This window comes from Streptomyces cyslabdanicus (assembly GCF_052663305.1).
In genome coordinates this window covers 24,962-47,199 of record NZ_JBQRUW010000049.1, presented here as the reverse complement: position 1 = coordinate 47,199, position 22,238 = coordinate 24,962, and the positions used below count along the sequence as shown (strand labels likewise).

The following is a 22,238-nucleotide window of genomic DNA, read 5'->3' as shown; positions in this document are numbered from 1 at the left end:
CCCCCCCCCCCTCCGCGTGGGGGGGGGGGGGGGGGGGGGGAAGGGGGGAAGAAGAACGACCCCCCCCCCCCCCCCCCCCCCCCCCGCGCCCGCCGGGTCTACGCGTGCCGGGTCTCCTACGCGTGCCGTCCTGGCCGTACCGGCCGCGTCCCCGCGCCCGCCGTGTCCCTCTCACGACCAGGCCGCGACCAGGTACCCCACTCCGTACGGCGCGTCGTCGTGGAGCAGCGCGCCGGAGAGTCCGGCGCGCTCGGCCGCGCCGGCCAGCACCTGCCAGGGGGCCCGCCCCGACGCCTTCAGTTCGTGGGCCGGCTCCACGTCGAGAGCCATGAGCGCCGATGTGTCGGCCTGCGCCAGCGCTCGGGCGACGCCCGCGTCGAAGGGTTCGGCCCGTTCGTCGAGATACCCCGGCGCCTTGAGCGTCCGCGCCGCGCTGGCGTCGCCCATCACCAGCAGCGCCACGCGCCCGGCCTGAGCGGCGAGGTCGCGGCCGGCCGCCGCGCACCGCTCGGGCTCCAGCGACTCCCCCACGCCGAGGCCCTCGACGGAGGCGCCGGACCAGCCGGCGCGCTCCAGCAGCCAGGCGGCGACGGCGAGCGAGGGCGGCAGCTCGCCCGCTGCCCCGGTGCCGGTGTCCCGGCCGAGCCGGACCTCGAGGTCGACGCCGAAGCCGCGGAACGATCCCCGGGTGCCCTCCGGGTGGGGGCCGCGCCCGGGGCCCTCCGCGGGCCCGACGACCACCAGCAGGTCGGGCCGGGCGGCGGCGAGCACGCCCAGCGCGTCCGCGCAGGCGGCCCGGGCGGGGTCCAGCTCGGGTGCGGCTCCCGCGGCCAGCTCGGGCACGAGGAGGGGCGGGCAGGGGCAGACAGCGGCGGCGACAAGCATGATCCGCAGGGTAGCTCCGCAGGGCGGCCGCGCGTCGGGCGGCCGCCCGCTCGACGGGTCAGTCGCAGCCGCAGCCGCTGTTCGCGGCGACGGGCAGCGGCTCGGGCACGCCCACCCTCGGCAGGCCGAGCATGACACCGGCCGGCTTGGCGGCCTCCGCGGCGGTGCGCTTCTCCCACGCGTCACCCGCGCGCGTGCGGCGCACGTCGAGCACCGGGCCCTCGGCGAGGAGGTGGTGCGGGGCGGCGTAGGTGACCTCGACCGTGACCACGTCGCCGGGACGCACGTCCTGCTCGGGCTCGGTGAAGTGGACCAGGCGGTTGTCGGGGGCGCGGCCGGAGAGGCGGTGGGTGGTGCCGTCCTTGCGGCCCTCGCCCTCGGCGACCATGAGCTCCAGCGTGCGGCCGACCTGCTTCTTGTTCTCCTCCCAGGAGATCTCCTCCTGGAGCGCGACCAGCCGCTCGTAGCGCGCCTGGACGACCTCCTTGGGGATCTGGTCCTCCATCTCGGCGGCCGGGGTGCCGGGGCGCTTGGAGTACTGGAAGGTGAACGCCTGCGCGAACCGCGCCTCGCGCACCACGTGCAGCGTCTGTTCGAAGTCCTCCTCGGTCTCGCCGGGGAAGCCCACGATGATGTCCGTGGTGATCGCGGCGTGCGGGATGGCGGCGCGGACCTTCTCGATGATTCCGAGGTAGCGCTCCTGACGGTAGGAGCGGCGCATCGCCTTCAGCACCGTGTCGGAGCCGGACTGCAGCGGCATGTGCAGCTGCGGCATGGCGTTCGGGGTCTCGGCCATCGCGGCGATCACGTCGTCGGTGAAGTCGCGCGGGTGCGGCGAGGTGAAGCGGACCCGCTCCAGGCCTTCGATGGCGCCGCAGGCCCGCAGCAGCTTGCTGAACGCCTCGCGGTCACCGATGTCGGAGCCGTAGGCGTTGACGTTCTGGCCGAGCAGCGTGATCTCCGAGACGCCCTCGGCGACCAGGGCCTCCACCTCGGCGAGGATGTCTCCGGGGCGACGGTCCTTCTCCTTGCCGCGCAGCGCGGGGACGATGCAGAAGGTGCAGGTGTTGTTGCAGCCGACGGAGATCGAGACCCAGGCCGCGTACGCGCTCTCGCGCCGCGTCGGCAGCGTGGAGGGGAACGCCTCCAGGGACTCGGCGATCTCGACCTGCGCCTCCTCCTGCACGCGGGCGCGCTCGAGCAGGACGGGCAGCTTGCCGATGTTGTGCGTGCCGAAGACGACGTCCACCCAGGGCGCCCTCTTCACGATGGTGTCCCGGTCCTTCTGCGCCAGGCAGCCGCCGACGGCGATCTGCATCCCGGGCCGCTTCGCCTTCATCGGCGCGAGGTGCCCCAGGTTGCCGTACAGCCGGTTGTCGGCGTTCTCCCGGACGGCGCAGGTGTTGAAGACGACGACGTCCGCCTCGCCGTCCGCCCCCTCCGGCGCCCGCACGTACCCCGCGTCCTCGAGCAGCCCGGCCAGCCGCTCGGAGTCGTGGACGTTCATCTGGCACCCGTAGGTGCGGATCTCGTAGCTCTTGGGTCCTTGAACGTCCACTGCGGGGCTCCGGTCGCTGCTGCTGGTCATGCGTCAAGGGTAGGCGGTCCCCGGCAGCCCCCCGGACGGGCGGAGCGCCACGGCCTTCCGGGCCGGGCACCGCGCGGATCCGCGGAAGCGACGGCCCGGCCGGAAGGCTTTGCGTCCACGTGAGGGCGACACGGCCGGTCACTTCCTCCCGCATGGGGGCAACTGGCCCAAAATGACACGCGTGACGGAGCTTCGTGACGCCCTGCGGGCACCCGCGCCGGAAGTGTCCCCGACGGCGGTGCTGCGCGCGTGGCTGCTGCGGCCGGCCGGTCCGCTCCCGGTGGCCCTCCTCGCCGTCGTCCTGGTCGCCCGCGCCGCGCGCGTGGCCGTCGTGTTCACCCAGGGAGGGATGGACAACGCCTTCGTCGTCCATGCCGGGCAGATCTGGCTGGGCGGGGGCGCTCCGTATGCCGACCGGCGCTTCCTGTACCTGCCCAGTGCCGTGCTGTTCGCCGCCGGGCAGGCCGCGCTCCCGGCGCCCGTGGTACGTGTCGCGGCGCCGTTGGCCTGCATGGCGCTGATCGCGGGCGGCTGGTGGTGTGCGGTGCGCCTGTTCCGGGTGCCGGCGTGCAGCCGGTTCGCGGTGCTGGGGCTGCTGGGGCTGGTGCTGGGCTGGGCACCGGTAGGCCACCTGGTGACCCTGGGGAACTGGACGGCGGTCGGCGCCCTGGCGCTGCCGCTGGCGCTGCTGCTGGCCGACCGGGGCCGCTGGGACACGGCCGGGGTGGTCCTGGGCGTCTCGGTGGCGGTGAAGCCGCTGCTGCTGCCCTTGATCGTCCTGCTGGTACTGGCCCGGCGGTGGCGGGCGCTGGCCTGGATGGTGGCGGTGCCGCTGGCCGTGTCGGCGGGCGCGGCCCTGATCATGCCGGACCCGGGCGGCTTCTTCACCCGCACCCTGCCCTTCCTGCTCAAGGGCGGGGACGGTCTGATGCGTCCGTACGACGCCTCCCTGCCGGCGGTGCTGCCGCGGCTGGAACTGCCGCTCGTACCGGCCGAGGTGCTGGCCCTGGCCGCGGCGGCGGCCGGTGTGCTCTGCGCCCGGCTGCGCTGGCGCCGCGCCGATCCGGGGCCCGCGCGGCTCGCGGACACGGCCGCGCTGCTGATGCTGGCTTCCTTCCTGGTGTCCCGGCCGTCCTACGACCACTACCTGGTCGTCGTCGTGCCGCTGCTGGTCGCCGGGGCGCTGGAGGCGGACTCGGTGACGCGCTCGCCGTGGTTCTGGGTCGCGCTCGTCCCGCAGGTGCCCCAGTTCGCCTTCCCGCACCTGGACGGCTCGACCCGCAGGGCGTTCAAGGACGCGGCCACGCTGTGCGGGCTCGCGCTGGTGCTCGCCGTGCGGTGCGCGCGGTGTCCACCGCGGCGGCCCGCCGCCCCGGACGTACGCGGGCCGTACACGTTCCTCGTCAGACGCCGCCGGGAACCCAGCCCTGCCGGCGCAGCACGGCGGACACGTCGGGAGCCACGTAGTGCTCCCCCTTGAGCACCTTGCCGTCGTCACGGCGGGCGACCTGCCCGTCGGGGCCGAGCTTGGTCATGTTGGCGCGGTGGATCTCGGCGATCACCTCGTCGAGGTCGATGCCGTGCACCAGGGCGGTGCCGTACGCCACGTACACGACGTCCGCCAGCTCGTGCGCGAGCCGGTCGAGCGGGCCGCCGACGGAGACCTCCGCGACCTCGGCCGCCTCCTCCGCCAGCAGTTCCCCGCGGTGCGCGGCGAGCTCCGGCGGCACCCGGGTCGGCGTGCGGCGGGCGTCGAGCCCGAAGGCGCGGTGGAACTCACGGACCAGATCGGCGGGCGAGGAACTCATGTCGCGAGGGTAGCCGCCGGCTCGGACCGCGCCGGGCGGCCACCGGGTCGCTCGCCCCTGGTCAGCTCGGCGTACCGCTGGCAGGATCGCGCGCATGCCAAAGCTGTCCCCCCGCATCGGACGACGCCGCGGCCTGACGGGCACGGCCGCCGGGGTCGTGGTCCTCGGGCTGCTGCTGTGGTGGCTGCTGCCCCTGGGCGAGGCCCCGCCGAGCGGAACGATCACCTTCAGCACGGGAACCCTGCGCGGGGTCTACCAGGAGTACGGCGTGCGGTTGCGCACCGCGTTCGCCAAGGACATGCCCGACCTGAAGGTGCGGCTGCTGACCAGCGACGGCTCGCAGGAGAACGTCGCGCGGGTGGCGACCGGCCGGGCCGACTTCACCATCACCGCGGCGGACGCGGTGGAGACCTACGAGGTGAGCCATGGACCGGGTGCCGCGCGGCTGCGCGGTGTGGCCCGCCTCTACGACGACTACGTGCAGCTCGTCGTCCCGCGCGACTCGCCCGTCCGCTCCGTGGCGGACCTGCGCGGCAAGCGGGTGTCGGTCGGACCGCCGGAGTCCGGTGTGCGGCTGATCGCCGAGCGGGTGCTCAGGACCGCCGGGATCGACCCGCAGACGGGCATCCGCCCGATGAGCGACGGCATAGGCACCGCCCCGGACCGGCTGCGACGGGGCGAGCTCGACGCGTTCTTCTGGTCGGGCGGGCTGCCGACGGACGGTCTGCAACGGCTGGCCGAGAAGTTCGCGTTCCGTTTCGTGCCGATCGAGGCCGACCTGGTGGCCAGGCTGCACGCCGAGGGCGGCGCCACCCGCTACTACCGCGCCGCCAACATGCCGGAGTCGGCGTACCCGTCGGTCCAGCAGGGCGCGACCGTGCCGACGATCGCGGTGTCCAACGTGCTGATGACGCGCGCGGACATGGACCCGAGGCTGACGGAGTGGGTGACCCGCACCGTCATCAAGAGCCGCGACGGCATCGGCGCCCACGTCCACTCCGCGCAGCTGGTGGACCTGCGCACCGCGATCTACACCGATCCCCTGACACTGCACGAGGGCGCCCGGCGCTACTACCGCTCGGTCAAGCCGTAGGCGCCGACCTCGGCACGGTCACCGTCACCCGCAGGCCGCGCGGCTCCTCCTCCCGGTGCCGGGCGTAGGAAACCGAGCCGCCGCCCGCCGCGAGCAGCGCGCGGGAGATGGACAGCCCGAGACCGGATCCCTTGACGTTCTGGTGGCGTCCGCTGCGCCAGAAGCGGTCGCCGACGCGGGCGAGCTCCTCGTCGGTGAGACCGGGGCCGTGGTCGGCGACGACGATCGTCGACGTGTCGCGGTCGAAGGAGACCGTCACCTCGACGCTCTCGCCGCCAGGCGAGAACTTCACGGCGTTGTCGATCACCGCGTCCAGCGCGGACGACAGGGCCACCGGGTCGGCCCAGGCCGTGGTGGCCGGGCAGTCGCCGACCAGCCGCACCCCCTCGGCCTCGGCGGCCGGCGCCCAGGCCGCCACCCGCTCGGCGGCCAGCTCGCCGATGTCGATGAGTCTCAGATCCGGTTGCGCGTGCTCGGCGAGCGCCAGGTCGAGCAGGTCGTCCAGGACCTCGGCGAGGCGCTTGCCCTCGGTGCGCACCGAGGCGATCTCCTCGTTGTCCCGGGGCAGTTCGAGCGCGAGCAGTTCGATGCGCAGCAGCAGCGCGGAGAGCGGATTGCGCAACTGGTGCGAGGCGTCGGCGACGAAGGCGCGCTGCTGCTCGAGGACGTCCTCGACGTTGTCCGCCATCTCGTTGAACGAGCGGGCGAGCCGACGCAGTTCGGGCGGCCCGCCGGCGGCCGCCACCCGGGACTTCAGCCGCCCGGTGGCGATGTCGTGGGTGGTGGCGTCGAGGATCCGCACGGGTCTGAGCACCCAGCCGGTCAGCCGCAGCGCGGCGCCGACGGCGAGCAGCATCGCGGCGATCTCGCCGGTACCGATGAGCAGCCAGCCGTGCAGGGTCCGCGAACGCATCTGCCCGGTCGGCGAGTCGGTGACGACGACCGCGACGACGTCACCGTCCCGGATCACAGGGGAGGCGACGACGAGCCGGTGGCGCTGCCAGGGCCAGACCTGTTCCGGGTCGTGGCTGCGCCGGCTCAGCAACGCCTCGTCGAAGGCGTCGCGCACCTCTCCGCGCGCGGGCAGCGACCAGTCGGCCGGGGCGTTGGCCATCGGGATGCCGGTCCGGTAGAAGACGCCGGCCCTGATGCCGTAGACCTCGTGGTAGCTGCCGAGTTCGCGGCTGAGGGTCTCCAACCGCTCGTCCGGGACCGTGCGCCGGGGGCCGCTGGTCCCGTCGGTGACGAACTGGGCCAGGGCGGCGAAGCGCGCGGTGTCGTCGATGCGGTCCACGACCGCCTTCTGCTGCTCGGCACCGGCGACGCTGACGGCGAGCGGGACGCCGAGGGCGAGCAGGACGGCCGCCATCAGGACGATGAGCAGCGGCAGCAGACGTGAGCTCACCCGTCCCCGCTAGGCCGCCGGGGCGACGAGGCGGTAACCGACGCCGCGCACGGTCTCGATGAGCGCCGGCGTGCGCAGCTTGGAGCGCAGGGAGGCGACGTGCACCTCCAGGGTCCGTCCGGTGCCCTCCCAACTGGTCTGCCACACCTCGCTGATGATCTGCTCCCGCCGGAAGACCACCCCGGGGCGCTGGGCGAGCAGCGCGAGCAGGTCGAACTCCTTGCGGGTGAGCTGGACGACCGTGCCGTCCACGCTGACCTGCCGGGTGGGCAGTTCGATGTGCACCGCGCCCAGGCGCAGCGTGCTGTCGCCGCTGGCGCCCGCGTCCTCGTGCACGGTGCGGCGGCTGACGGCGTGGATCCGGGCGAGCAGTTCCCCGGTGTCGTAGGGCTTCACCACGTAGTCGTCGGCGCCGAGGTTGAGGCCGTGGATGCGGGAGCGGACGTCGGCGCGGGCGGTGACCATGATCACCGGGGTGCTGGTGCGCTTGCGGATCCTGGCGCAGACCTCGTAGCCGTCCTGGTCGGGCAGGCCCAGGTCGAGCAGGACCACGCTGAAGCAGGCGCTCTCGGGGACGAGCGCCTGGAGGGCCTCCTCGCCGCTGCGGGCGTGGGTGACGTCGAACCCGTGCCGTGCCAGCACCGCGGACAGGGCGGCGGCGACGTGGTTGTCGTCCTCGACGAGGAGCAGTCGCATTCCGGCCCCCTCCGGTTCATGGTTCGTACGGTCACGGCGTGTACACATCGTGCACGCGCGCGTGCACCATGGCAGTGACGCCGATGGACGCGGACGGCGTCAAGAGGGTTCCGGTTGCACACCCAGTGTCGTTATCCAGCCGGTACGTGCCCCGCCCGGCCGCGCTACGTGACGTGCCCGGCCGCTACCGGATCGTGATGCTCAGATCTCCCTCAGATGTGGTGACGCTGGTCTCATCGGTCGTTACTGTCCCCCGAAACCGAGGAGGACGGAGCCTGAAAGCGATGACCGAAGTATCGATGGCCAAGGAAGACGTGGCCTCGACCGCCGATCTGGTCGTCCTGAAGAGCGTCAACAAGCACTTCGGCGCGTTGCACGTGCTCCAGGACATCGAGTTGACGATCACCCGCGGCGAGGTCGTCGTGGTCATCGGGCCCTCCGGGTCCGGGAAGTCCACTCTGTGCCGCACCATCAACCGTCTGGAGACCATCGACTCGGGCAGCATCGCGATCGACGGCAAGCCGCTGCCCCAGGAGGGCAAGGAGCTGGCCCGGCTGCGCGCCGACGTCGGCATGGTCTTCCAGTCCTTCAACCTCTTCGCGCACAAGACCGTGCTCGAGAACGTGATGCTCGGCCAGGTCAAGGTCCGCCGCACGGACCGGAGGAAGGCCGAGGAGCGGGCCCGGGAGCTGCTCGACCGGGTCGGAGTGGGCGCGCAGGCCGACAAGTACCCCGCGCAGCTCTCCGGCGGCCAGCAGCAGCGCGTGGCCATCGCGCGGGCGCTGGCCATGGACCCGAAGGTCATGCTGTTCGACGAGCCGACCTCGGCGCTGGACCCGGAGATGATCAACGAGGTGCTGGAGGTCATGCAGCAACTCGCCCGGGACGGTATGACGATGGTCGTCGTCACCCACGAGATGGGATTCGCCCGATCGGCTGCAAACCGGGTGGTCTTCATGGCCGACGGCCGGATCATCGAACAGGCTGCGCCCGACCAGTTCTTCAGCAACCCGCGCAGCGACCGGGCCAGGGACTTCCTGTCGAAGATCCTGCACCACTGACGCGGCGGCCCGCCGGTGACGCCGTGCGCCACCGGCCCGTGATCGTGCCGTCGCCGTCCCGACGGCTTCTCATCTCCTCAACACCGAAGGAAGTTCACATGAAGCTCCGCAAGGCCACCGCCGCCTCGGCCGTCGTTCTCGCCCTCGCCCTCTCGGCGACGGCGTGCGGCTCGAACGACAAGAAGGACGAGGGATCGTCGGGCGGTGGCGGCAAGATCAAGGTCGGCATCAAGTTCGACCAGCCCGGCCTGGGCCTGAAGCAGCCCGACGGCTCCTACGCCGGTTTCGACGTGGACGTGGCCACCTACGTGGCCAAGGAACTCGGCTACAAGGCCGACCAGATCGAGTGGGTCGAGACCAAGAGCGCCGACCGTGAGAACGCGCTGGCCCGCGGCGACGTGAAGTTCATCGTGGCCACGTACTCGATCAACGACGAGCGCAAGCAGAAGGTCGACTTCGCCGGCCCGTACCTGCTGGCCCATCAGGACCTGCTGGTCAAGTCCGACTCGAACATCTCCAAGGGCACGGACCTCAACGGCAAGAAGCTGTGTTCCGTGACCGGCTCCACCTCGGCGCAGAACGTGCAGAAGTCGATCGCTCCGAAGGCCAACCTGAAGGAGAACGCGGGCTACTCGGAGTGCATCGCCGGCCTGCAGAGCGGTGCCGTCGACGCGGTGACCACCGACGACTCGATCCTCGCGGGCTTCGCCTCCCAGGACAAGTACAAGGGCCAGTTCAAGCTCGCCGGGCTCAAGCTGAGCAACGAGAACTACGGCATCGGTGTCAAGAAGGGCGACACCGCGACCGTGGACAAGATCAACTCCGCGCTCGAGAAGATGGTCAGCGACGGTTCGTGGGACACCGCGGTCAAGAAGAACCTCGGCCCGGCGAACTACAAGAACGAGCCCGCGCCGAAGATCGGCGACATCGTCAAGTGACCCGGCTCGTCCGGTAAGCAGGGATCCGCAGGCCTCGCAGGGTTCCCCGGGCGCGCCGCCACCTGCCGCGCTCACGGCGGCGGCGCGCCACGCCCTCCTCGTACGCCACACACCCGGAAGCGCGGGAGATCGTGTTCGATTTTCTTCAAGGTTACGACGCCCTAGGGGCGTTCTGGATGACGGTGAAACTCACCGTCCTCTCCGCCCTGGGCTCGCTGGTCTGGGGCACCCTGCTGGCCGCGATGCGGGTCAGCCCGGTTCCGTTGATGCGCGGCTTCGGCACCGCCTACGTCAACATCTTCCGGAACATCCCCCTGACCGTGCTCATCGTCTTCACCTCCCTCGGCCTCGCCGACATCTTCGGGGTGACGATGGGCGCGTCCGACTTCAAGATCCAGGGCTTCCGGCTGGCGGTGCTCGGGCTCGCCGCCTACCACGCGGCGTTCGTCTGCGAGGCGCTGCGCTCCGGCATCAACACCGTGCCGGTCGGGCAGGCGGAGGCGGCGCGCGCGATCGGGCTCAACTTCAGCCAGTCCCTGCGGCTCGTCGTGCTGCCGCAGGCGTTCCGCGCGGTGATCGGACCGCTGGCCAACGTACTGATCGCACTGACCAAGAACACGACCGTGGCGGCCGCGATCGGTGTGGCCGAGGCCTCCTACCTGATGAAGACGATGATCGAGAACGAGGCCCAGACGCTTGCCATCGGCGCCGTCTTCGCCCTCGGGTTCGTGGTCCTGACCCTGCCCGTCGGCCTCTTCCTCGGCTGGCTCGGCAAGCGACTGGCGGTGAAGCGATGAGTTCCGTGCTCTACGACGCCCCCGGCCCCCGGGCCAAGCGGCGCAATGTGATCCTCTCCGTCGTCTTCGTCGCCCTGCTCGCACTGCTCGTGTGGTGGATCTGGTCGACGATGAACGACAAGGGCCAGCTCAAGTGGGCCCTGTGGCAGCCCTTCACCACCTCCGCCGCCTGGACGACGTACCTGCTGCCCGGCCTCGGCAACACCCTGAAGGCCGCGGCGCTCGCCATGGTCATCGCCCTTCCGCTGGGCGCGGCCTTCGGCATTGCCAGGCTGTCCGACCACCGGTGGATCCGCGTTCCAGCCGGCGCGGTGGTCGAGTTCTTCCGGGCGATCCCGGTACTGCTGCTGATGCTGTTCGCCAACGAGTTCTACGTCCGCTCCACGGGCATCGCCAGCGAGGAGCGCCCCCTCTACGCGGTCGTCACCGGCCTGGTGCTCTACAACGCCTCGGTTCTCGCCGAGGTCGTACGGGCCGGCATCCTGGCCCTCCCCAAGGGGCAGACGGAGGCCGCCTACGCGATCGGACTGCGCAAGGGCCAGACGATGACCGGCATCCTGCTCCCGCAGGCGGTCACCGTCATGCTGCCGGCCATCGTCAGCCAGCTGGTCGTCATCGTGAAGGACACCGCGCTGGGCGGCGTGATGCTCGGCTTCACCGAACTGCTGAACTCCCGCAGCACGCTCGCGGCCAACTACGCCAACGTCGTCGCCAGCTTCATCGTGGTGGCCATCATCTTCGTCCTGCTCAACTTCGCCCTCACCAGCTTCGCGAGCTGGCTCGAGCGCAGGCTGCGCCGCAGCAAGCGGAGCACCGGCGTCGTCCTCGCCGTGGACGATGAGGAGGTCAACCCGGCCCAGGTCGGCGGCACCCACGGAACGGGTGCGGGCGGCTCGATCTGACGGCCGCTCAGGCGGCTTCGAGGGACCCGTCGGGGGTGTGGTGGTCGGTGCCGCCGTACCCCCGCCGGCGTCCGGGACCGAGAAGGAGCACGGCGGTCGGCCGCGCTCGCGAGCCGCCGCGCGGCGCACGCCACCGCGCACCTGGAGCACCGGCGTGCGTCCCGCTTGACCGGCTGGCGCCCAGTCTGTTGCATACGTTCTGTGATCGTGCACCGTGCTCCGGCTTCCTGTTCACCTGTGACCCCCAGGACACCACTGCTGGCAGGGGGCGCCGCGCCGTGGACCCGGTGATCGTTGTCGGAGCGGGGCCCGTCGGGCTCACGCTCGCCCTGGCACTGGCGCGTCAGGAGGTGCCGTCCGTCGTGCTCGACGAGGGATCCGGCACGGACGCGCCGCGCGCCGCGCGCACGGTCGTCCTGCGCGAGGACACCGCCGCGCTCGTGGAGCGCCTGGCCGGTGTGCCGCTCGGCGGGGCCGGGCTCCGTTGGGCCGGATGGCGGTCGTTGCGGCGCAAACAGGTGATGCGCGAGATCGCCTTCGACGACGTCGGACCCGCGCCGCTGCACATCGCCCAGCACGTCCTGACCGGCGCCCTGCGCGCCGCCGCCGCCCGCGAACCGCTGGTCGAACTCGCCGTGGACAGCCGGCTCGACGGCATGGAGCAGGAGCCCGCGGGGGTCACCGTCCATACCCGCGGCCCGAACAGCACGTGGTGGCGCGGAAGTTACCTGGTCGGCTGCGACGGCCCGCGGTCGACCGTGCGCAAGCTCCAGGACATCCGCTTCCCCGGCCGTACGGCCGTCGAGCGGCACGCCGTCGCCGCGGTGCGCACCGAGCTTCCCCGGCCCGGCGAAGCGTTCCTCCACCGGCTGCCGCCGTGGCGGACGACCGGCCCCTTCGCCGGGGAGATCGCCGCCCGCCCGCTCCCGGACGACGTGTGGCGGCTGGACTGGCTGCTGCCGCCCGGCAAGGACCTGGTCACGCCCGAACTGCTGCTCGCGCGCATCCGGGAGACCCTCATCGGCTGGACCGGCGAGCCCTCGCCGGCGTACGAACTCCTGGACACCGGGGTCCACACGGTCCACCACCGGGTGGCCCGCCGCTGGCGCGCCGGGCGGGTCTTCCTCGCCGGGGACGCGGCGCACCTGCTGGGCACGCTCGGCACCCAGGGTCTTGACGAGGGCCTGCGGGACGCCGACAACCTCGCCTGGAAGCTGGCGCCCGCCTGGCACCACGGGCCGCACGAGGCGCTGTTGGACAGCTACCAGAGCGAGCGGCGCGTGGTCGTCGCCGCCCGGCTGCGCGCCGCCGACCAGTTGCTGCCGGTGCTGCGCGGGGGCAGCGGACTGCGGTCCCTGGTGCCCGGGTCCGGCCGTGGACACGATGCCCTGCTGATGGACGGCCATCTGGGAGACGGCTCGCTGGGCGCGCCGGGGGTGTACGCGGACTCGCCGCTCGCACCGCCGCCCCTCGACGGGGCGGCCGTCGTGGACACGCCGGCCGGTGCCCCGGTCGCCGACGTGGTGGTGACCGCGGAGGACGGCTCCTTCGTGCAGCTGAGAAACCGGCTGGGCCGGGGGGCGCTGCTCGTGGTGCTGATCGCGCCGGGCACCGGTGTGTGGGAGCGCCGGCACTGGGTGGGCGCCGGCATCATGCCCCGGCTGGCCGCCGCGGTGACCGCGCTGCCGCACCCCGCCGAACTGCTGGTCGCCGAGAGCTACCCGGGCGCCGCTCCCCACACCGTCCTCCTGGTGCGGCCGGACGGGCACCTGGTCACCGCGCTGAGCGGGGTGCGCCCCGCCGACCTGTACACCGCGGCGGAGACCGCACTGGGCGGCGCCGTACATGCCGAGGACCGTGCCGAGACGGGCGCGCGCTGATCGCGGAGCCCTGTGGACCGCACGCGCGGTGCGGTCCACAGGGCCTACGGCGAGTTGACCGGTCCGCACCCCCGTGGTCTACTCCGGAACGTGACCGACACCGATGTGCGCCTGTGGCGGAGGGTCCACATGGACCTCGTCCGCTATGCGGGCTGCGTGTGTCGTCCGGCCTGTTGAACTCGCCTCCCCTCCCCCGGCGCGCGCCGCCCGACCCGCACACGCCCGTACGCTCGTACGTCCACACATGCGTACGTCCGTCCGTATCCCGTGCCGCCGCGCGCCCTCCGCGAATGCTCTTCAGGACGGTGTACGTGTCTGCCTCGCCCCTCGGGTCCTCCGCTTCCGGGTCCTCCGCCCCCATGTCCTCCGCTTCCGGCCTCTCCCCCGCCGAGTCCTCTCCCGCCGCTTCCACGCCGTCCGCGCCCTCCGCGCAGGGGCCTACGCAGGCGGAACTCCTCGACTTCGTGCGGCGCACCGCCGCCGACGCCGACCTGATCGCCTCGCTTCCGCTCGATCCGGAGGGCCGCACCTGGGTGCGCCTGGACGGGCCCGGCGGCAGCGAGGCCTGGCTGATCGGCTGGCCGCCCGGCACCGGCACCGGGTGGCACGACCACGCGGACTCGGCCGGCGCCTTCCTCACCGCGGCGGGCGAGTTGAAGGAGAACTCGCTCGCGGCCCGGCTGCCCACCGACGGCTGGAAGTCCCTCGAACTCACCGACGGGGTGGACCGTGAACGGCGGCTCCCGGCCGGGCGGGGCCGCTCCTTCGGCCGCCACCACGTGCACGAGGTGCTCAACGAGTCCACCGACCGACACGCCGTCTCCGTGCACGCCTACCACCCGCCGCTGCCCCGCATCCGCCGCTACAGTCGCACCGGTCAGACGCTGCGCCTGGAGCAGGTCGAGCGCCCGGAGGACTGGCAGTGAGCACACCACAACCCCCCGTCGGAATCGACGCGTTGCTGGAACGGGTCCGCCAGGGCTACGAACGCGTCGAGGCACGCGAGGCGTACGCGGCCGCCCGGGCCGGCGACGCCCTCCTGGTGGACATCCGTTACTCCGCGCTGCGCGCGAGGGACGGCCTGATCCCGGGCGCCCTCGTCGTGGAGCGCAACGAGCTGGAGTGGCGGCTGGATCCCCTGGGCAGCCACCGCGTCCCCGAGGCCACCGGCCACGACCTGCGCGTGGTCGTCGTCTGCAACGAGGGCTACGCGTCGAGTCTCGCGGCCGCGTCCCTGCACCAACTGGGGCTGCTCCGGGCGACCGACCTGGTGGACGGCTTCCAGGCATGGCGCTCGGCCGGGCTGCCGGTGACACCGTGGGACGGCCGCGCTCAGTCGGCGTAGAGGAAATCGCGGGAAGCGCGGGGGTCACGGGAAGCGCGGGAAGCACACGCCAGGCCCGCGCACCCTTGTGTGTTCGTGCCTGCCCGCGGGTGTTCGCTCCTGCCCTCGCCGGTCGCGAGGCGGACGCCGGCTCAGTACCCCTCGTCGGCCAGGAAGTCCGTGTCCTCGCCCTCCTCCTCCAGCGCCTGCCGGACCACGCGCAGGGCCAGGCCCTCGGAGTAGCCCTTGCGGGCGAGCATCCCGGCGAGGCGGCGCAGTCGCTTGTCGCGGTCGAGGCCGCGGGTGGAACGCAGCTTGCGGGCGACGAGCTCGCGCGCGGTGGCCTCCTCCTGCTCGGCGTCGAGCCGGCCGACCGCCTCGTCGACCAGTGCCGCGTCGACGCCCTTGGTCCGCAGCTCCCGGGCGAGGGCGCGCCGGGCCAGTCCACGCCCGTGGTGCCGGGACTCCACCCAGGCGTCCGCGAACGCACTGTCGTCGATCAGCCCGACCTCCTCGAACCTCGACAGGACCTCCTCCGCCGCCTCGTCCGGAATCTCCCGCTTGCGCAGGGCGTCCGCGAGCTGCTTGCGGGTGCGCGGGGTCCCGGTGAGCAGGCGCAGGCAGAGGGCGCGCGCCCGCTCCACCGGGCCCCCCGGAGGCTCCCCCTGCCCTTCCCTCGGCAAGGAGGCGGTGCCCCCGTCCTCGGCGGACGCCTCGCCGAAGCCGCGCCGACGACGCCCGCGTCCACCGTGCGGCCCGCCGTCACGCGAGCCGCCTCGGCGCGCACCACCCGCGGGTGGGCCGCCCGCACGCCGCTGTCCTCCGTCGCCCCGAGGCACACCGCCGTCCGGCTCGGCATCCCCGTGTATGCCGTCTCCGTCCGTGCCCGAGTCGAGGTCATCCCCGGTGCCCCTCCCCCGTGGGGCACCGAAGGCGGCGTGCTCGTACGCGTGCTCGTACTCGTACTCGGCCCAGTCGGTTCGCCGTGTCACGGGTCAGCTCTTGGCCGAGGCGGCCTTGGGCTTGGTGGCCTTGGCGGGCGCCGCCTTGGCCGTGTCGCCCGCGGCGGTGGTGACCGCGGCGTCCGCGCCCGGCTCCGTGGACGGCTCCTCCGGCCGCACGCCGACGCCCAGCTTCTCCTTGATCTTCTTCTCGATCTCGTTGGCCAGGTCGGGGTTGTCCTTGAGGAAGTTGCGCGCGTTCTCCTTGCCCTGGCCTAGCTGGTCGCCCTCGTACGTGTACCAGGCGCCGGCCTTGCGGACGAAGCCGTGCTCCACGCCCATGTCGATCAGACCGCCCTCGCGGCTGATGCCCTGGCCGTAGAGGATGTCGAACTCGGCCTGCTTGAAGGGCGGCGCGACCTTGTTCTTGACGACCTTGCAACGGGTCCGGTTGCCGACCGCCTCCGTACCGTCCTTCAGGGTCTCGATACGGCGGATGTCGATGCGCACCGAGGCGTAGAACTTCAGCGCCCGGCCACCGGTCGTGGTCTCCGGGGAGCCGAACATCACGCCGATCTTCTCGCGGAGCTGGTTGATGAAGATCGCGGTGGTCTTGGACTGGTTGAGCGCGCTGGTGATCTTGCGCAGCGCCTGGCTCATCAGCCGGGCCTGGAGGCCCACGTGGCTGTCGCCCATCTCGCCCTCGATCTCCGCGCGCGGGACGAGCGCGGCGACGGAGTCGATGACGATGAGGTCGAGGGCGCCGGAGCGGACCAGCATGTCCACGATCTCCAGGGCCTGCTCGCCGTTGTCCGGCTGGGAGAGGATCAGGTTGTCGATGTCGACGCCGAGCTTCTTCGCGTACTCGGGGTCGAGGGCGTGCTCCGCGTCCACGAACGCGACCTGGCCGCCCGCCTTCTGCGCGTTCGCCACCGCGTGCAGGGTCAGGGTCGTCTTGCCGGAGGACTCCGGTCCGTAGATCTCCACGACACGGCCGCGCGGCAGGCCGCCGACGCCAAGGGCCACGTCGAGCGCGGTCGACCCGGTCGGGATGACCTCGATCGGCTCCATCGACCGCTCGCCCATGCGCATGACCGCGCCCTTGCCGAATTGTCGTTCAATCTGTGCGAGCGCGGCGTCGAGCGCCTTCTCGCGGTCGGTTCCTGCCATGGGTTCCACCCGGTTTGCTTGAGTCGATCGCTTCACGTCAAAGACGCTAACGCCTGCCACTGACAATGCGCCCCGACGCACATCCGGCCTGTGGACAACTCAGGCACATCCCCCCTCAAACCGGGGCGAAATCCCTGCCGCCGACCCTCGCCGGAGCTCCCATAAGAATGGATGTTCGATTTTCGTGTCAAGCGCGACGCCGGCGCCGGAGGTCAGATCCGCTACGCGTCGGGACTGGAGTGGGACCGCTTGACCCTTCTGGACGCCGAGCCCGAGGCGACGGGGATCGCGTCACAGCCTTCTGGCCGCACTGGCACGACGGTGAACGCAGGCGGCGCCACGCTCCGGACCTGCGGGCCGGGGTCGCGAAAGCCGCCATCACAGACAGTGACTCCTGATCCTGGCAGGATCTCGTCTCATGAGTTCTGGCCGATGGGGCACCCATACGATCGAGTTGACCGCTGACAACGTGATCAAGCGGTTCGCGAAGGGGGACGACGGTCGTGCCGAGCGCGAGTGGCGAGCGCTTACGCTCCTCGCCATGCACGCTCCTGGGCTGGCTCCGGATCCCCGGAAGGCGGACCTGGCAGCATCCGAGCCTGTCGTGGTGATGTCGCGCCTCGCCGGTGTTCCCCTCCGCGGAGCTGCGGTGGGGGACGAGAAGATCAAGGCGCTGGCCGAGGCGGTGACCGCTTTGCACTCCGCCGTGCCGTCCGACATCATCACCAAGATCCCCCTCAGGCCCGGACACCAAGGCGAAGTGATCGGCCACCTCGACATCTGGGCCGGGACAGCACGTCCTCGGGCCGGCGGCCTGGTGAGGCAGGCCATGGAGGCCGGGTTGTCGTGGCTTGCCCGATCGGGCTTGAAAGCCGGCACTCCCGCTGGGGTTCCACCGGTCTTCGGCCCTGGTGACGGCAATCTGGCCAACTATCTCTGGGACGGCTCCCGGGTCCAGGTCGTCGATTTCGAGGACTCTGGCCGCAGTGATCGCGCCTTTGAGTTGGCGGAGATCACCGAGCACGTGGGGAGCTGGGTGGAGCACCCGCTTGATGTCCCGACATTCCTGGACCGGTTCGATCTTTCCCCGGCGGAGGCAGCGCGCTTGCGGACATGCCGTCGGCTACTCGCCCTGATCTGGCTGTTTCTGCTGGCCGGCGACGATCCCGAGCATCCTCGCAACCCCGTCGGCACCGCGGAACGCCAGGCCGGCCGGTTGCTGGATCTACTGGCCTGAACCCCGCCACAGGCGGCGTGCGCGGGCGAGTAGGCCCGGGACCGGGCCGCGACCGCGGTGGCCGTGGACGCGGGGGTCGTCCGTGACGGCGTACCGCTTCACGTAGGCGCCCAGGAAGGCCTGGAGGGTGGCGACCGCGGGAATGGCGATCAGCGCGCCCACCGCGCCGAGCAGGGCGGTGCCTGCGATGACCGAGCCGAAGGCGACCGCGGGGTGGATGTCCACGGTCCTCGCGGTCAGCTTGGGTTGCAGCATGTAGTTCTCGAACTGCTGGTAGACCACCACGAAGACCAGCACCCACAGCGCGTACCAGGGGTCGACCGTGAAGCCGATCAGCATCGGCAAGGCGCCCGCGAGATAGGTCCCGATGGTGGGGATGAACTGCGAGACCAGGCCCACCCAGACAGCGAGCACGAGCGCGTACGGCACTCCCAGCGCCTGGAGCAGGACGTAGTGGGCGATCCCGGAGACGAGCGCCATCAGGCCGCGCGAGTACAGATAGCCGCCGGTCTTGTCGACGGCTATCTCCCACGCGCGCAGCACCTCCGCCTGGCGGGCAGGCGGCAGCAGGGAGCAGACGGTGCGGCGCAGCCGGGGACCGTCGGCGGCGAAGTAGAACGAGAACAGCGCGATGGTCAGCAGCCGGAACAGGCCCCCGAGCACCTGGGCGGACACGTCGAGCACACCCGCGGCGCTGTTCTGCGCGTACGTGCGCAGCCAGTCGGAGTGGAGCAGGCCCTCCTGCACGTCCACCCGTCTGAGCTCGGTGTGGAACGTGGTGTTGACCCAGTTGATGACGGAGTCGAGGTACTCCGGGAAGCCCTCGACCATCTTGATGATCTGGCCGGCGAGCATCGAGCCGAGCAGCGTCACGAAGCCCGCCGACGCGATCGTCAGACCGAGGAAGACCAGGAAGGTCGCGAGCCCCCGCCGCATCCCGCGGGCGGCCATGCGGCTGACCGCGGGCTCGACGGCGAGGGCCAGGAAGAACGCGATGAGGACGTTGAGGAGCAGGCCGATCAGCTGGTGGAAGGCCCAGCTGCCGAGCTGGAAGGCGGCGACGAGGCCGATCGCGAGCACCATGGCCCGCGGCAGCCAGCGGGGCATGCGGTCGCCCGGTCCGGCGGCACCCTCGGCAACTCCCTCGGCCGGTCCGGCGGCCCCCCGGGCCGGTCCCGGAGACCGGGGAGGCGGCGTCGTAGCGAAAGGGGATGCGTGCGGGGCCGTCTGCCCGGTCTCGTCAGTGGGTGCCACGGTGCAAGTCTCGCCGACGCCACCGACAGCCCGGCACCGGCCCGCGGTCCTCGGGGCCGGTCAGCGCCTCTCCCGCGGAACGTTCATGACCTGGCACACCACGCGCCACACGTCCTTCGCGTCCCAGCCGGCCGCCAGCGCCTCGTGCACCGTGCGCCCGCCAAGCTCCGACATCACGTGGTCGCGCGCGAAGGTGTCGGCGTACCCCGCGCCGAAGTGCTCCGCCATCCGCTCCCAGAAGACCGTCAACCGCATGATCCCAGTATCCCGCCCCTGCGGGTGACCTCGTTCCGGGGCCACCTGGGGAGACCGCTTTCCGCCCTACGGTCTGACGCATGGCCGAGACCGGAGCTCCCCCTTCTCCCCCGCCGCCCCCGGCGTCCTCCCCGCTGTTCCGCGCCGAGCACTTCGTGTGGCTCACCGCGCGCGTGCTGGAGCAGCGACTGTTCGCGTACCACTTCCTGAACGGCGGCCCGGATCCGGTGGAGACCGCGCTGGACGCCTACCGCAACGAGGACGGCGGGTACGGCCACGCGCTGGAGCCCGATCTGCGCGGCCCTGTCAGCCAGCCGCTGCACACCACGCACGCGCTGTACGTGCTGGACACCGTCGGCCGCTGCGGCGGACAGCGGGTGGAGCGCGTGTGCCGCTATCTGACCTCAGTCTCCACTCCCGACGGTGCGCTGCCCGCGGTCCGTCCCGGCCAGCGCGGCTATCCGTCGGCCCCCTTCGTGCCGATCGTGGACGACCCGCCGAGCGACCTCCTGGCCACCGGGCCGGCGGTGGGTCTGCTGCACCGCAACGAGGTGTGGCACGCCTGGCTGTTCCGGGCCACCGACTTCTGCTGGCAGCGGGTCGAGTCCCTGGAGACCTCCCACCCCTACGAGGTCGAGGCGGCCATCACCTTCCTGGACTCGGCACCCGACCGCACGCGCGCGCGTGCGGCCGCCGACCGGCTCGGCCGCCTGGTGCGCGAGCGGCGCCTGGTGGTGCTGGACCCGGAGCGGCCGGAGGCCTACCCGGTCGCACCGGGCTACGCCCCCGGGGAGCACCACTTCCCGCACGACTACGCGCGCACGCCCGGCTCCCTGGCGCACGCGTGGTTCACGGACGAGGAGATGAACCGCTCGCTGGATCACCTGGCCGCCCGCCAGCAGCAGGACGGCGGCTGGCCGGTCACCTGGCGCCAGTGGGCTCCGGCCCCCGCGCTGGAGGCACGTCCCATGGTCACGATCGAGGCGCTGCGCACCCTCAGGGCCCACGGCCGGACGATCGGCTGAGCCTCCACCGGCAGACGCCCTGCCCCACCAGCTCACCCGGTCAGGGCCCGCACCCCCGCCGTCACCGCCACGGCCGCCCCGACCACGACCAGGAACGGCGCCCGCAGCAGCAGCGCCACGGCGGCGGCCGCGAGCCCGGCCGCCCGCGCGTCCAGCACCAGCGTGTGCCCGTCGGCGAACGTCTGCTGGGCGGTGAGCGCGGCCAGCAGCGCGACGGGCAGCAACGCGGCGAGCCGCCTCACCAGCGGCCGCTCCAGGGCACCCGCCGGAACGAGCAGCCCGGCCAGCTTGACGGCGTAGCAGCCGACAGCGGTCACCGCCACCGCGATCCAGATGTTCAACGATCTCCCTCTCGAACGTCGTCACGGGCGCCGCTCCCGCGGCGGCCTCGCAGGTACAGCACGGCCGGCGCGGCGAGCGCGGCCGCCAGGACCGGCACCCCGGCCGGCAGCACGGGCAGCAGTCCGAGCCCGAGCAGGACGGCCAGCACGGCGACGGCCCGCTCGGTCGCGGTCTTCAGCATCGGCGCCAGCAGCGCCAGGAACACGGCCGGCCCGGCCGCGTCCAGGCCCCACGCGTCGGTGTCGCCGAGGGCCTTGGCACCCAGCGCGCCCAGCAGCGTGGTGAGGTTCCACAGCACGTACAGGGTGACCCCGGTGACGGTGAAGCCGATCCGCGCGCCGCGCCGCGTGGGCTGGGCCAGCGTCACCGCGGTGGTCTCGTCGATGACCCACTGGGCCGCGAGCGGCCGCACCGCGCGCGGAAGGGCCAGCAGCTGCGACAGGCGCAGCCCGTAGAAGGCGTTGCGCACGCCGAGGAAGAAGGCGCCCGCGGCCGCCGTGAACGGGTTGCCTCCGGCCGCCAGCGCCCCCACCAGCGCGAACTGGGAGGCCCCGGTGAACACCAGCAGGCTGAGCGCGCACGTCTGCCAGACCGTGAGCCCGCTGCCCGCCGAGGTCACCCCGAAGGCGAACCCGGACAGTCCTACGGCGACCCCGACCCCCAGGGCGTCCCGTACGACGGCGGCGTCGGGCTTTCCTCCGTCGTCGGCGCGCATGTCTGCGAGAGCTGTCTGTTCTGCCACAGCGTCGAGGGTAGGAAGAGCCGGGACCTGTCGTCTTGTACGTTCTTGCGCTCGCGCTGGTAGGCCCCCGGGGGCACGCCCACGATCCGGGAGAAGTGCCGGCTCAGGTGCGACTGGTCGGTGAAGCCGACGGCGACCGCGGCCTGGGAGGGGGCGGCGCCCGCGTCCAGCAGCCGCCTGGCCCGGCGCACCCGGGCGTCGGTGAGCCAGGTGTGCGGCGGCATTCCGTAGGCGCCGCGGAACGCCCGCAGCAGCGCGAACGGACTGCTGCCCAGGTCGGCCGCCAGTCCTGCCAGGCTCGGCGGCTCGGCCATCCGCTCCTCCAGGACGGCACGCGCGCGTGCCGCGATGCGGGCCCCCGCCGTCTGTGTCTCCCGCTGCGGCAGCGCCCCGCCGTTGAGCCGCAGCAACCGCGTCACGGCGACCCGCAGCAGGGTGTCGGCGGCCAGCGCGTTCCCCTCGTCCGCGGCCCGCAGCACCTGGTGGACCAGCCCGACAGCGTACGGATCGTCGAGCACGGGGCGGACGAATCCCGGCGTCCCGCGAATGCCCGTGGTCTCCGCGGCGATCTCGGCGACCAGCTCCGGCCGCGGATACACCGCGCCGTACCGCCATCCCTCGGGCACCGCCGCCCGCCCGGTGTGCGGTGTGTCGGGATTGACCAGCGCCAGCGCCCCCGGCCCCGCGTACTGGTCGGACCCTCCGTGGTGGAAGACCTCGACGCCCTCGACGACGGCGGCGATCACGAAGTGCTCGTGGGTGTGCCGCACGAACTCCTTGCGGACGTAGCGGGCCCGCAGCAGATCGACACCGGGCAGTTCCTCGTACCGCCAGTGCCGCGCCCGTTCCTCACCCGCTGCCGCCATGCCCCCGATTCTCCGTCGTCGGCACCGCC

The 22,238-nt window shown here is 72.3% G+C and carries 24 protein-coding genes; 12 read left to right on the top strand and 12 right to left on the bottom strand.

Annotated elements, in window-relative coordinates; translation table 11 throughout:
• Positions 1-171 precede the first annotated feature (171 nt).
• Together ACTYVM_RS28385 and miaB are read right to left on the bottom strand one after the other, a co-directional pair.
• On the bottom strand, positions 172-885 hold the full coding sequence (locus tag ACTYVM_RS28385) for a class III extradiol dioxygenase subunit B-like domain-containing protein (RefSeq protein WP_445528685.1): 714 nt from the start codon (positions 883-885) through the stop codon (positions 172-174).
• A 58-nt stretch (positions 886-943) separates the two neighbouring features.
• Positions 944-2,473, bottom strand: a complete 1,530-nt coding sequence (gene miaB / locus ACTYVM_RS28380) for a tRNA (N6-isopentenyl adenosine(37)-C2)-methylthiotransferase MiaB (RefSeq protein ID WP_445528684.1) — start codon at positions 2,471-2,473, stop codon at positions 944-946.
• 181 nt (positions 2,474-2,654) lie between these two features.
• Between miaB and ACTYVM_RS28375 the strand changes: the two genes are divergently transcribed.
• On the top strand, positions 2,655-3,953 hold the full coding sequence (locus ACTYVM_RS28375; protein WP_445528683.1) for a glycosyltransferase family 87 protein: 1,299 nt from the start codon (positions 2,655-2,657) through the stop codon (positions 3,951-3,953).
• Here the strand turns inward: ACTYVM_RS28375 and ACTYVM_RS28370 are convergent.
• The gene (locus ACTYVM_RS28370; protein WP_445528682.1) at positions 3,877-4,281 is read right to left on the bottom strand and encodes a pyrophosphohydrolase domain-containing protein; all 405 of its coding nucleotides are present in this window, start codon (positions 4,279-4,281) and stop codon (positions 3,877-3,879) included. The genes ACTYVM_RS28375 and ACTYVM_RS28370 overlap by 77 nt on opposite strands.
• Before the next feature lie 94 nt (positions 4,282-4,375).
• Between ACTYVM_RS28370 and ACTYVM_RS28365 the strand changes: the two genes are divergently transcribed.
• A complete protein-coding gene (locus ACTYVM_RS28365) occupies positions 4,376-5,374 on the top strand; it encodes a TAXI family TRAP transporter solute-binding subunit (protein WP_445528681.1) in 999 nt (332 codons plus the stop codon).
• Here ACTYVM_RS28365 and ACTYVM_RS28360 read toward each other — a convergent pair.
• Positions 5,364-6,779: a sensor histidine kinase gene (locus ACTYVM_RS28360; RefSeq protein ID WP_445528680.1), complete on the bottom strand. Its 1,416-nt coding sequence runs from the start codon at positions 6,777-6,779 to the stop codon at positions 5,364-5,366. The two genes, ACTYVM_RS28365 and ACTYVM_RS28360, sit on opposite strands and share 11 nt — an antisense overlap.
• A gap of 9 nt (positions 6,780-6,788) precedes the next feature.
• The gene (locus ACTYVM_RS28355; RefSeq protein ID WP_445528679.1) at positions 6,789-7,475 is read right to left on the bottom strand and encodes a response regulator transcription factor; all 687 of its coding nucleotides are present in this window, start codon (positions 7,473-7,475) and stop codon (positions 6,789-6,791) included.
• A gap of 284 nt (positions 7,476-7,759) precedes the next feature.
• Here ACTYVM_RS28355 and ACTYVM_RS28350 point away from each other — a divergent pair, with 284 nt between their 5' ends.
• The 8 genes from ACTYVM_RS28350 (at position 7,760) to ACTYVM_RS28315 (ending at position 14,398) form a co-directional block, all read left to right on the top strand.
• Positions 7,760-8,536: an amino acid ABC transporter ATP-binding protein gene (locus tag ACTYVM_RS28350; protein ID WP_445528678.1), complete on the top strand. Its 777-nt coding sequence runs from the start codon at positions 7,760-7,762 to the stop codon at positions 8,534-8,536.
• A gap of 98 nt (positions 8,537-8,634) precedes the next feature.
• Complete coding sequence (locus ACTYVM_RS28345; RefSeq protein WP_445528677.1) at positions 8,635-9,474, top strand: glutamate ABC transporter substrate-binding protein; 840 nt, start codon at positions 8,635-8,637, stop codon at positions 9,472-9,474.
• Between the two features lie 176 nt (positions 9,475-9,650).
• Positions 9,651-10,271, top strand: coding sequence for an amino acid ABC transporter permease (locus tag ACTYVM_RS28340; protein ID WP_225075944.1), 621 nt, complete (start codon positions 9,651-9,653; stop codon positions 10,269-10,271).
• Positions 10,268-11,173, top strand: coding sequence for an amino acid ABC transporter permease (locus ACTYVM_RS28335; RefSeq protein ID WP_445528676.1), 906 nt, complete (start codon positions 10,268-10,270; stop codon positions 11,171-11,173). Before ACTYVM_RS28340 ends, ACTYVM_RS28335 begins: the two co-directional genes overlap by 4 nt.
• A 278-nt stretch (positions 11,174-11,451) precedes the next feature.
• Complete coding sequence (locus ACTYVM_RS28330) at positions 11,452-13,053, top strand: FAD-dependent monooxygenase (protein WP_445528675.1); 1,602 nt, start codon at positions 11,452-11,454, stop codon at positions 13,051-13,053.
• Between the two features lie 12 nt (positions 13,054-13,065).
• Complete coding sequence (locus ACTYVM_RS28325; protein ID WP_445528674.1) at positions 13,066-13,230, top strand: putative leader peptide; 165 nt, start codon at positions 13,066-13,068, stop codon at positions 13,228-13,230.
• 182 nt (positions 13,231-13,412) lie between these two features.
• Positions 13,413-13,979 (top strand): cupin domain-containing protein, encoded by a 567-nt coding sequence (locus ACTYVM_RS28320; RefSeq protein WP_445528673.1) that lies wholly within the window; start codon positions 13,413-13,415, stop codon positions 13,977-13,979.
• On the top strand, positions 13,976-14,398 hold the full coding sequence (locus tag ACTYVM_RS28315; protein WP_445528672.1) for a rhodanese-like domain-containing protein: 423 nt from the start codon (positions 13,976-13,978) through the stop codon (positions 14,396-14,398). The genes ACTYVM_RS28320 and ACTYVM_RS28315 overlap by 4 nt, the downstream gene beginning before the upstream one ends.
• 131 nt (positions 14,399-14,529) lie before the next feature.
• Here ACTYVM_RS28315 and recX read toward each other — a convergent pair whose 3' ends face one another.
• Complete coding sequence (recX, locus tag ACTYVM_RS28310; protein WP_445528671.1) at positions 14,530-15,369, bottom strand: recombination regulator RecX; 840 nt, start codon at positions 15,367-15,369, stop codon at positions 14,530-14,532.
• A gap of 3 nt (positions 15,370-15,372) precedes the next feature.
• A complete protein-coding gene (gene recA, locus ACTYVM_RS28305; RefSeq protein WP_445528670.1) occupies positions 15,373-16,488 on the bottom strand; it encodes a recombinase RecA in 1,116 nt (371 codons plus the stop codon).
• A gap of 454 nt (positions 16,489-16,942) precedes the next feature.
• Here recA and ACTYVM_RS28300 point away from each other — a divergent pair, with 454 nt between their 5' ends.
• The gene (locus ACTYVM_RS28300; protein WP_445528669.1) at positions 16,943-17,725 is read left to right on the top strand and encodes a phosphotransferase family protein; all 783 of its coding nucleotides are present in this window, start codon (positions 16,943-16,945) and stop codon (positions 17,723-17,725) included.
• On the opposite strand, the gene ACTYVM_RS28295 is transcribed toward ACTYVM_RS28300, so the two are convergent.
• Together ACTYVM_RS28295 and ACTYVM_RS28290 are read right to left on the bottom strand one after the other, a co-directional pair.
• The gene (locus tag ACTYVM_RS28295; RefSeq protein WP_445528668.1) at positions 17,714-18,979 is read right to left on the bottom strand and encodes an AI-2E family transporter; all 1,266 of its coding nucleotides are present in this window, start codon (positions 18,977-18,979) and stop codon (positions 17,714-17,716) included. The two genes, ACTYVM_RS28300 and ACTYVM_RS28295, sit on opposite strands and share 12 nt — an antisense overlap.
• Positions 18,980-19,039: 60 nt before the next feature.
• Complete coding sequence (locus ACTYVM_RS28290) at positions 19,040-19,234, bottom strand: DUF3046 domain-containing protein (protein ID WP_392308744.1); 195 nt, start codon at positions 19,232-19,234, stop codon at positions 19,040-19,042.
• Between the two features lie 80 nt (positions 19,235-19,314).
• Between ACTYVM_RS28290 and ACTYVM_RS28285 the strand changes: the two genes are divergently transcribed.
• Positions 19,315-20,259 carry a hypothetical protein gene (locus ACTYVM_RS28285; RefSeq protein ID WP_445528667.1) on the top strand — a complete coding sequence of 315 codons (945 nt, stop codon included), beginning with the start codon at positions 19,315-19,317 and terminating at the stop codon, positions 20,257-20,259.
• Between the two features lie 32 nt (positions 20,260-20,291).
• Here ACTYVM_RS28285 and ACTYVM_RS28280 read toward each other — a convergent pair whose 3' ends face one another.
• Genes ACTYVM_RS28280 through ACTYVM_RS28270 form a run of 3 tightly spaced genes read right to left on the bottom strand, consistent with a single transcriptional unit; the run spans position 20,292 to position 22,209 of the window.
• The gene (locus ACTYVM_RS28280) at positions 20,292-20,600 is read right to left on the bottom strand and encodes an AzlD domain-containing protein (RefSeq protein WP_445528666.1); all 309 of its coding nucleotides are present in this window, start codon (positions 20,598-20,600) and stop codon (positions 20,292-20,294) included.
• Positions 20,597-21,343: an AzlC family ABC transporter permease gene (locus ACTYVM_RS28275; protein ID WP_445528665.1), complete on the bottom strand. Its 747-nt coding sequence runs from the start codon at positions 21,341-21,343 to the stop codon at positions 20,597-20,599. The genes ACTYVM_RS28280 and ACTYVM_RS28275 overlap by 4 nt, the downstream gene beginning before the upstream one ends.
• Positions 21,244-22,209 (bottom strand): AraC family transcriptional regulator, encoded by a 966-nt coding sequence (locus ACTYVM_RS28270; RefSeq protein WP_445528664.1) that lies wholly within the window; start codon positions 22,207-22,209, stop codon positions 21,244-21,246. Before ACTYVM_RS28270 ends, ACTYVM_RS28275 begins: the two co-directional genes overlap by 100 nt.
• Positions 22,210-22,238: the final 29 nt, after the last annotated feature.

Excerpts from the sequence above, each read along its gene's own strand:
- recA (WP_445528670.1), bottom strand. The coding sequence starts at position 16,488 with ATGGCAGGAACCGACCGCGAGAAGGCGCTCGACGCCGCGCTCGCACAG.
- ACTYVM_RS28270 (WP_445528664.1), bottom strand. The coding sequence starts at position 22,209 with ATGGCGGCAGCGGGTGAGGAACGGGCGCGGCACTGGCGGTACGAGGAA.
- ACTYVM_RS28320 (WP_445528673.1), top strand. The coding sequence starts at position 13,413 with ATGTCCTCCGCTTCCGGCCTCTCCCCCGCCGAGTCCTCTCCCGCCGCT.
- ACTYVM_RS28385 (WP_445528685.1), bottom strand. The coding sequence starts at position 885 with ATGCTTGTCGCCGCCGCTGTCTGCCCCTGCCCGCCCCTCCTCGTGCCC.
- miaB (WP_445528684.1), bottom strand. The coding sequence starts at position 2,473 with ATGACCAGCAGCAGCGACCGGAGCCCCGCAGTGGACGTTCAAGGACCC.
- ACTYVM_RS28345 (WP_445528677.1), top strand. The coding sequence starts at position 8,635 with ATGAAGCTCCGCAAGGCCACCGCCGCCTCGGCCGTCGTTCTCGCCCTC.
- ACTYVM_RS28355 (WP_445528679.1), bottom strand. The coding sequence starts at position 7,475 with ATGCGACTGCTCCTCGTCGAGGACGACAACCACGTCGCCGCCGCCCTG.
- ACTYVM_RS28365 (WP_445528681.1), top strand. The coding sequence starts at position 4,376 with ATGCCAAAGCTGTCCCCCCGCATCGGACGACGCCGCGGCCTGACGGGC.
- ACTYVM_RS28370 (WP_445528682.1), bottom strand. The coding sequence starts at position 4,281 with ATGAGTTCCTCGCCCGCCGATCTGGTCCGTGAGTTCCACCGCGCCTTC.
- ACTYVM_RS28290 (WP_392308744.1), bottom strand. The coding sequence starts at position 19,234 with ATGCGGTTGACGGTCTTCTGGGAGCGGATGGCGGAGCACTTCGGCGCG.
- ACTYVM_RS28285 (WP_445528667.1), top strand. The coding sequence starts at position 19,315 with ATGGCCGAGACCGGAGCTCCCCCTTCTCCCCCGCCGCCCCCGGCGTCC.
- ACTYVM_RS28335 (WP_445528676.1), top strand. The coding sequence starts at position 10,268 with ATGAGTTCCGTGCTCTACGACGCCCCCGGCCCCCGGGCCAAGCGGCGC.
- ACTYVM_RS28350 (WP_445528678.1), top strand. The coding sequence starts at position 7,760 with ATGACCGAAGTATCGATGGCCAAGGAAGACGTGGCCTCGACCGCCGAT.
- ACTYVM_RS28340 (WP_225075944.1), top strand. The coding sequence starts at position 9,651 with ATGACGGTGAAACTCACCGTCCTCTCCGCCCTGGGCTCGCTGGTCTGG.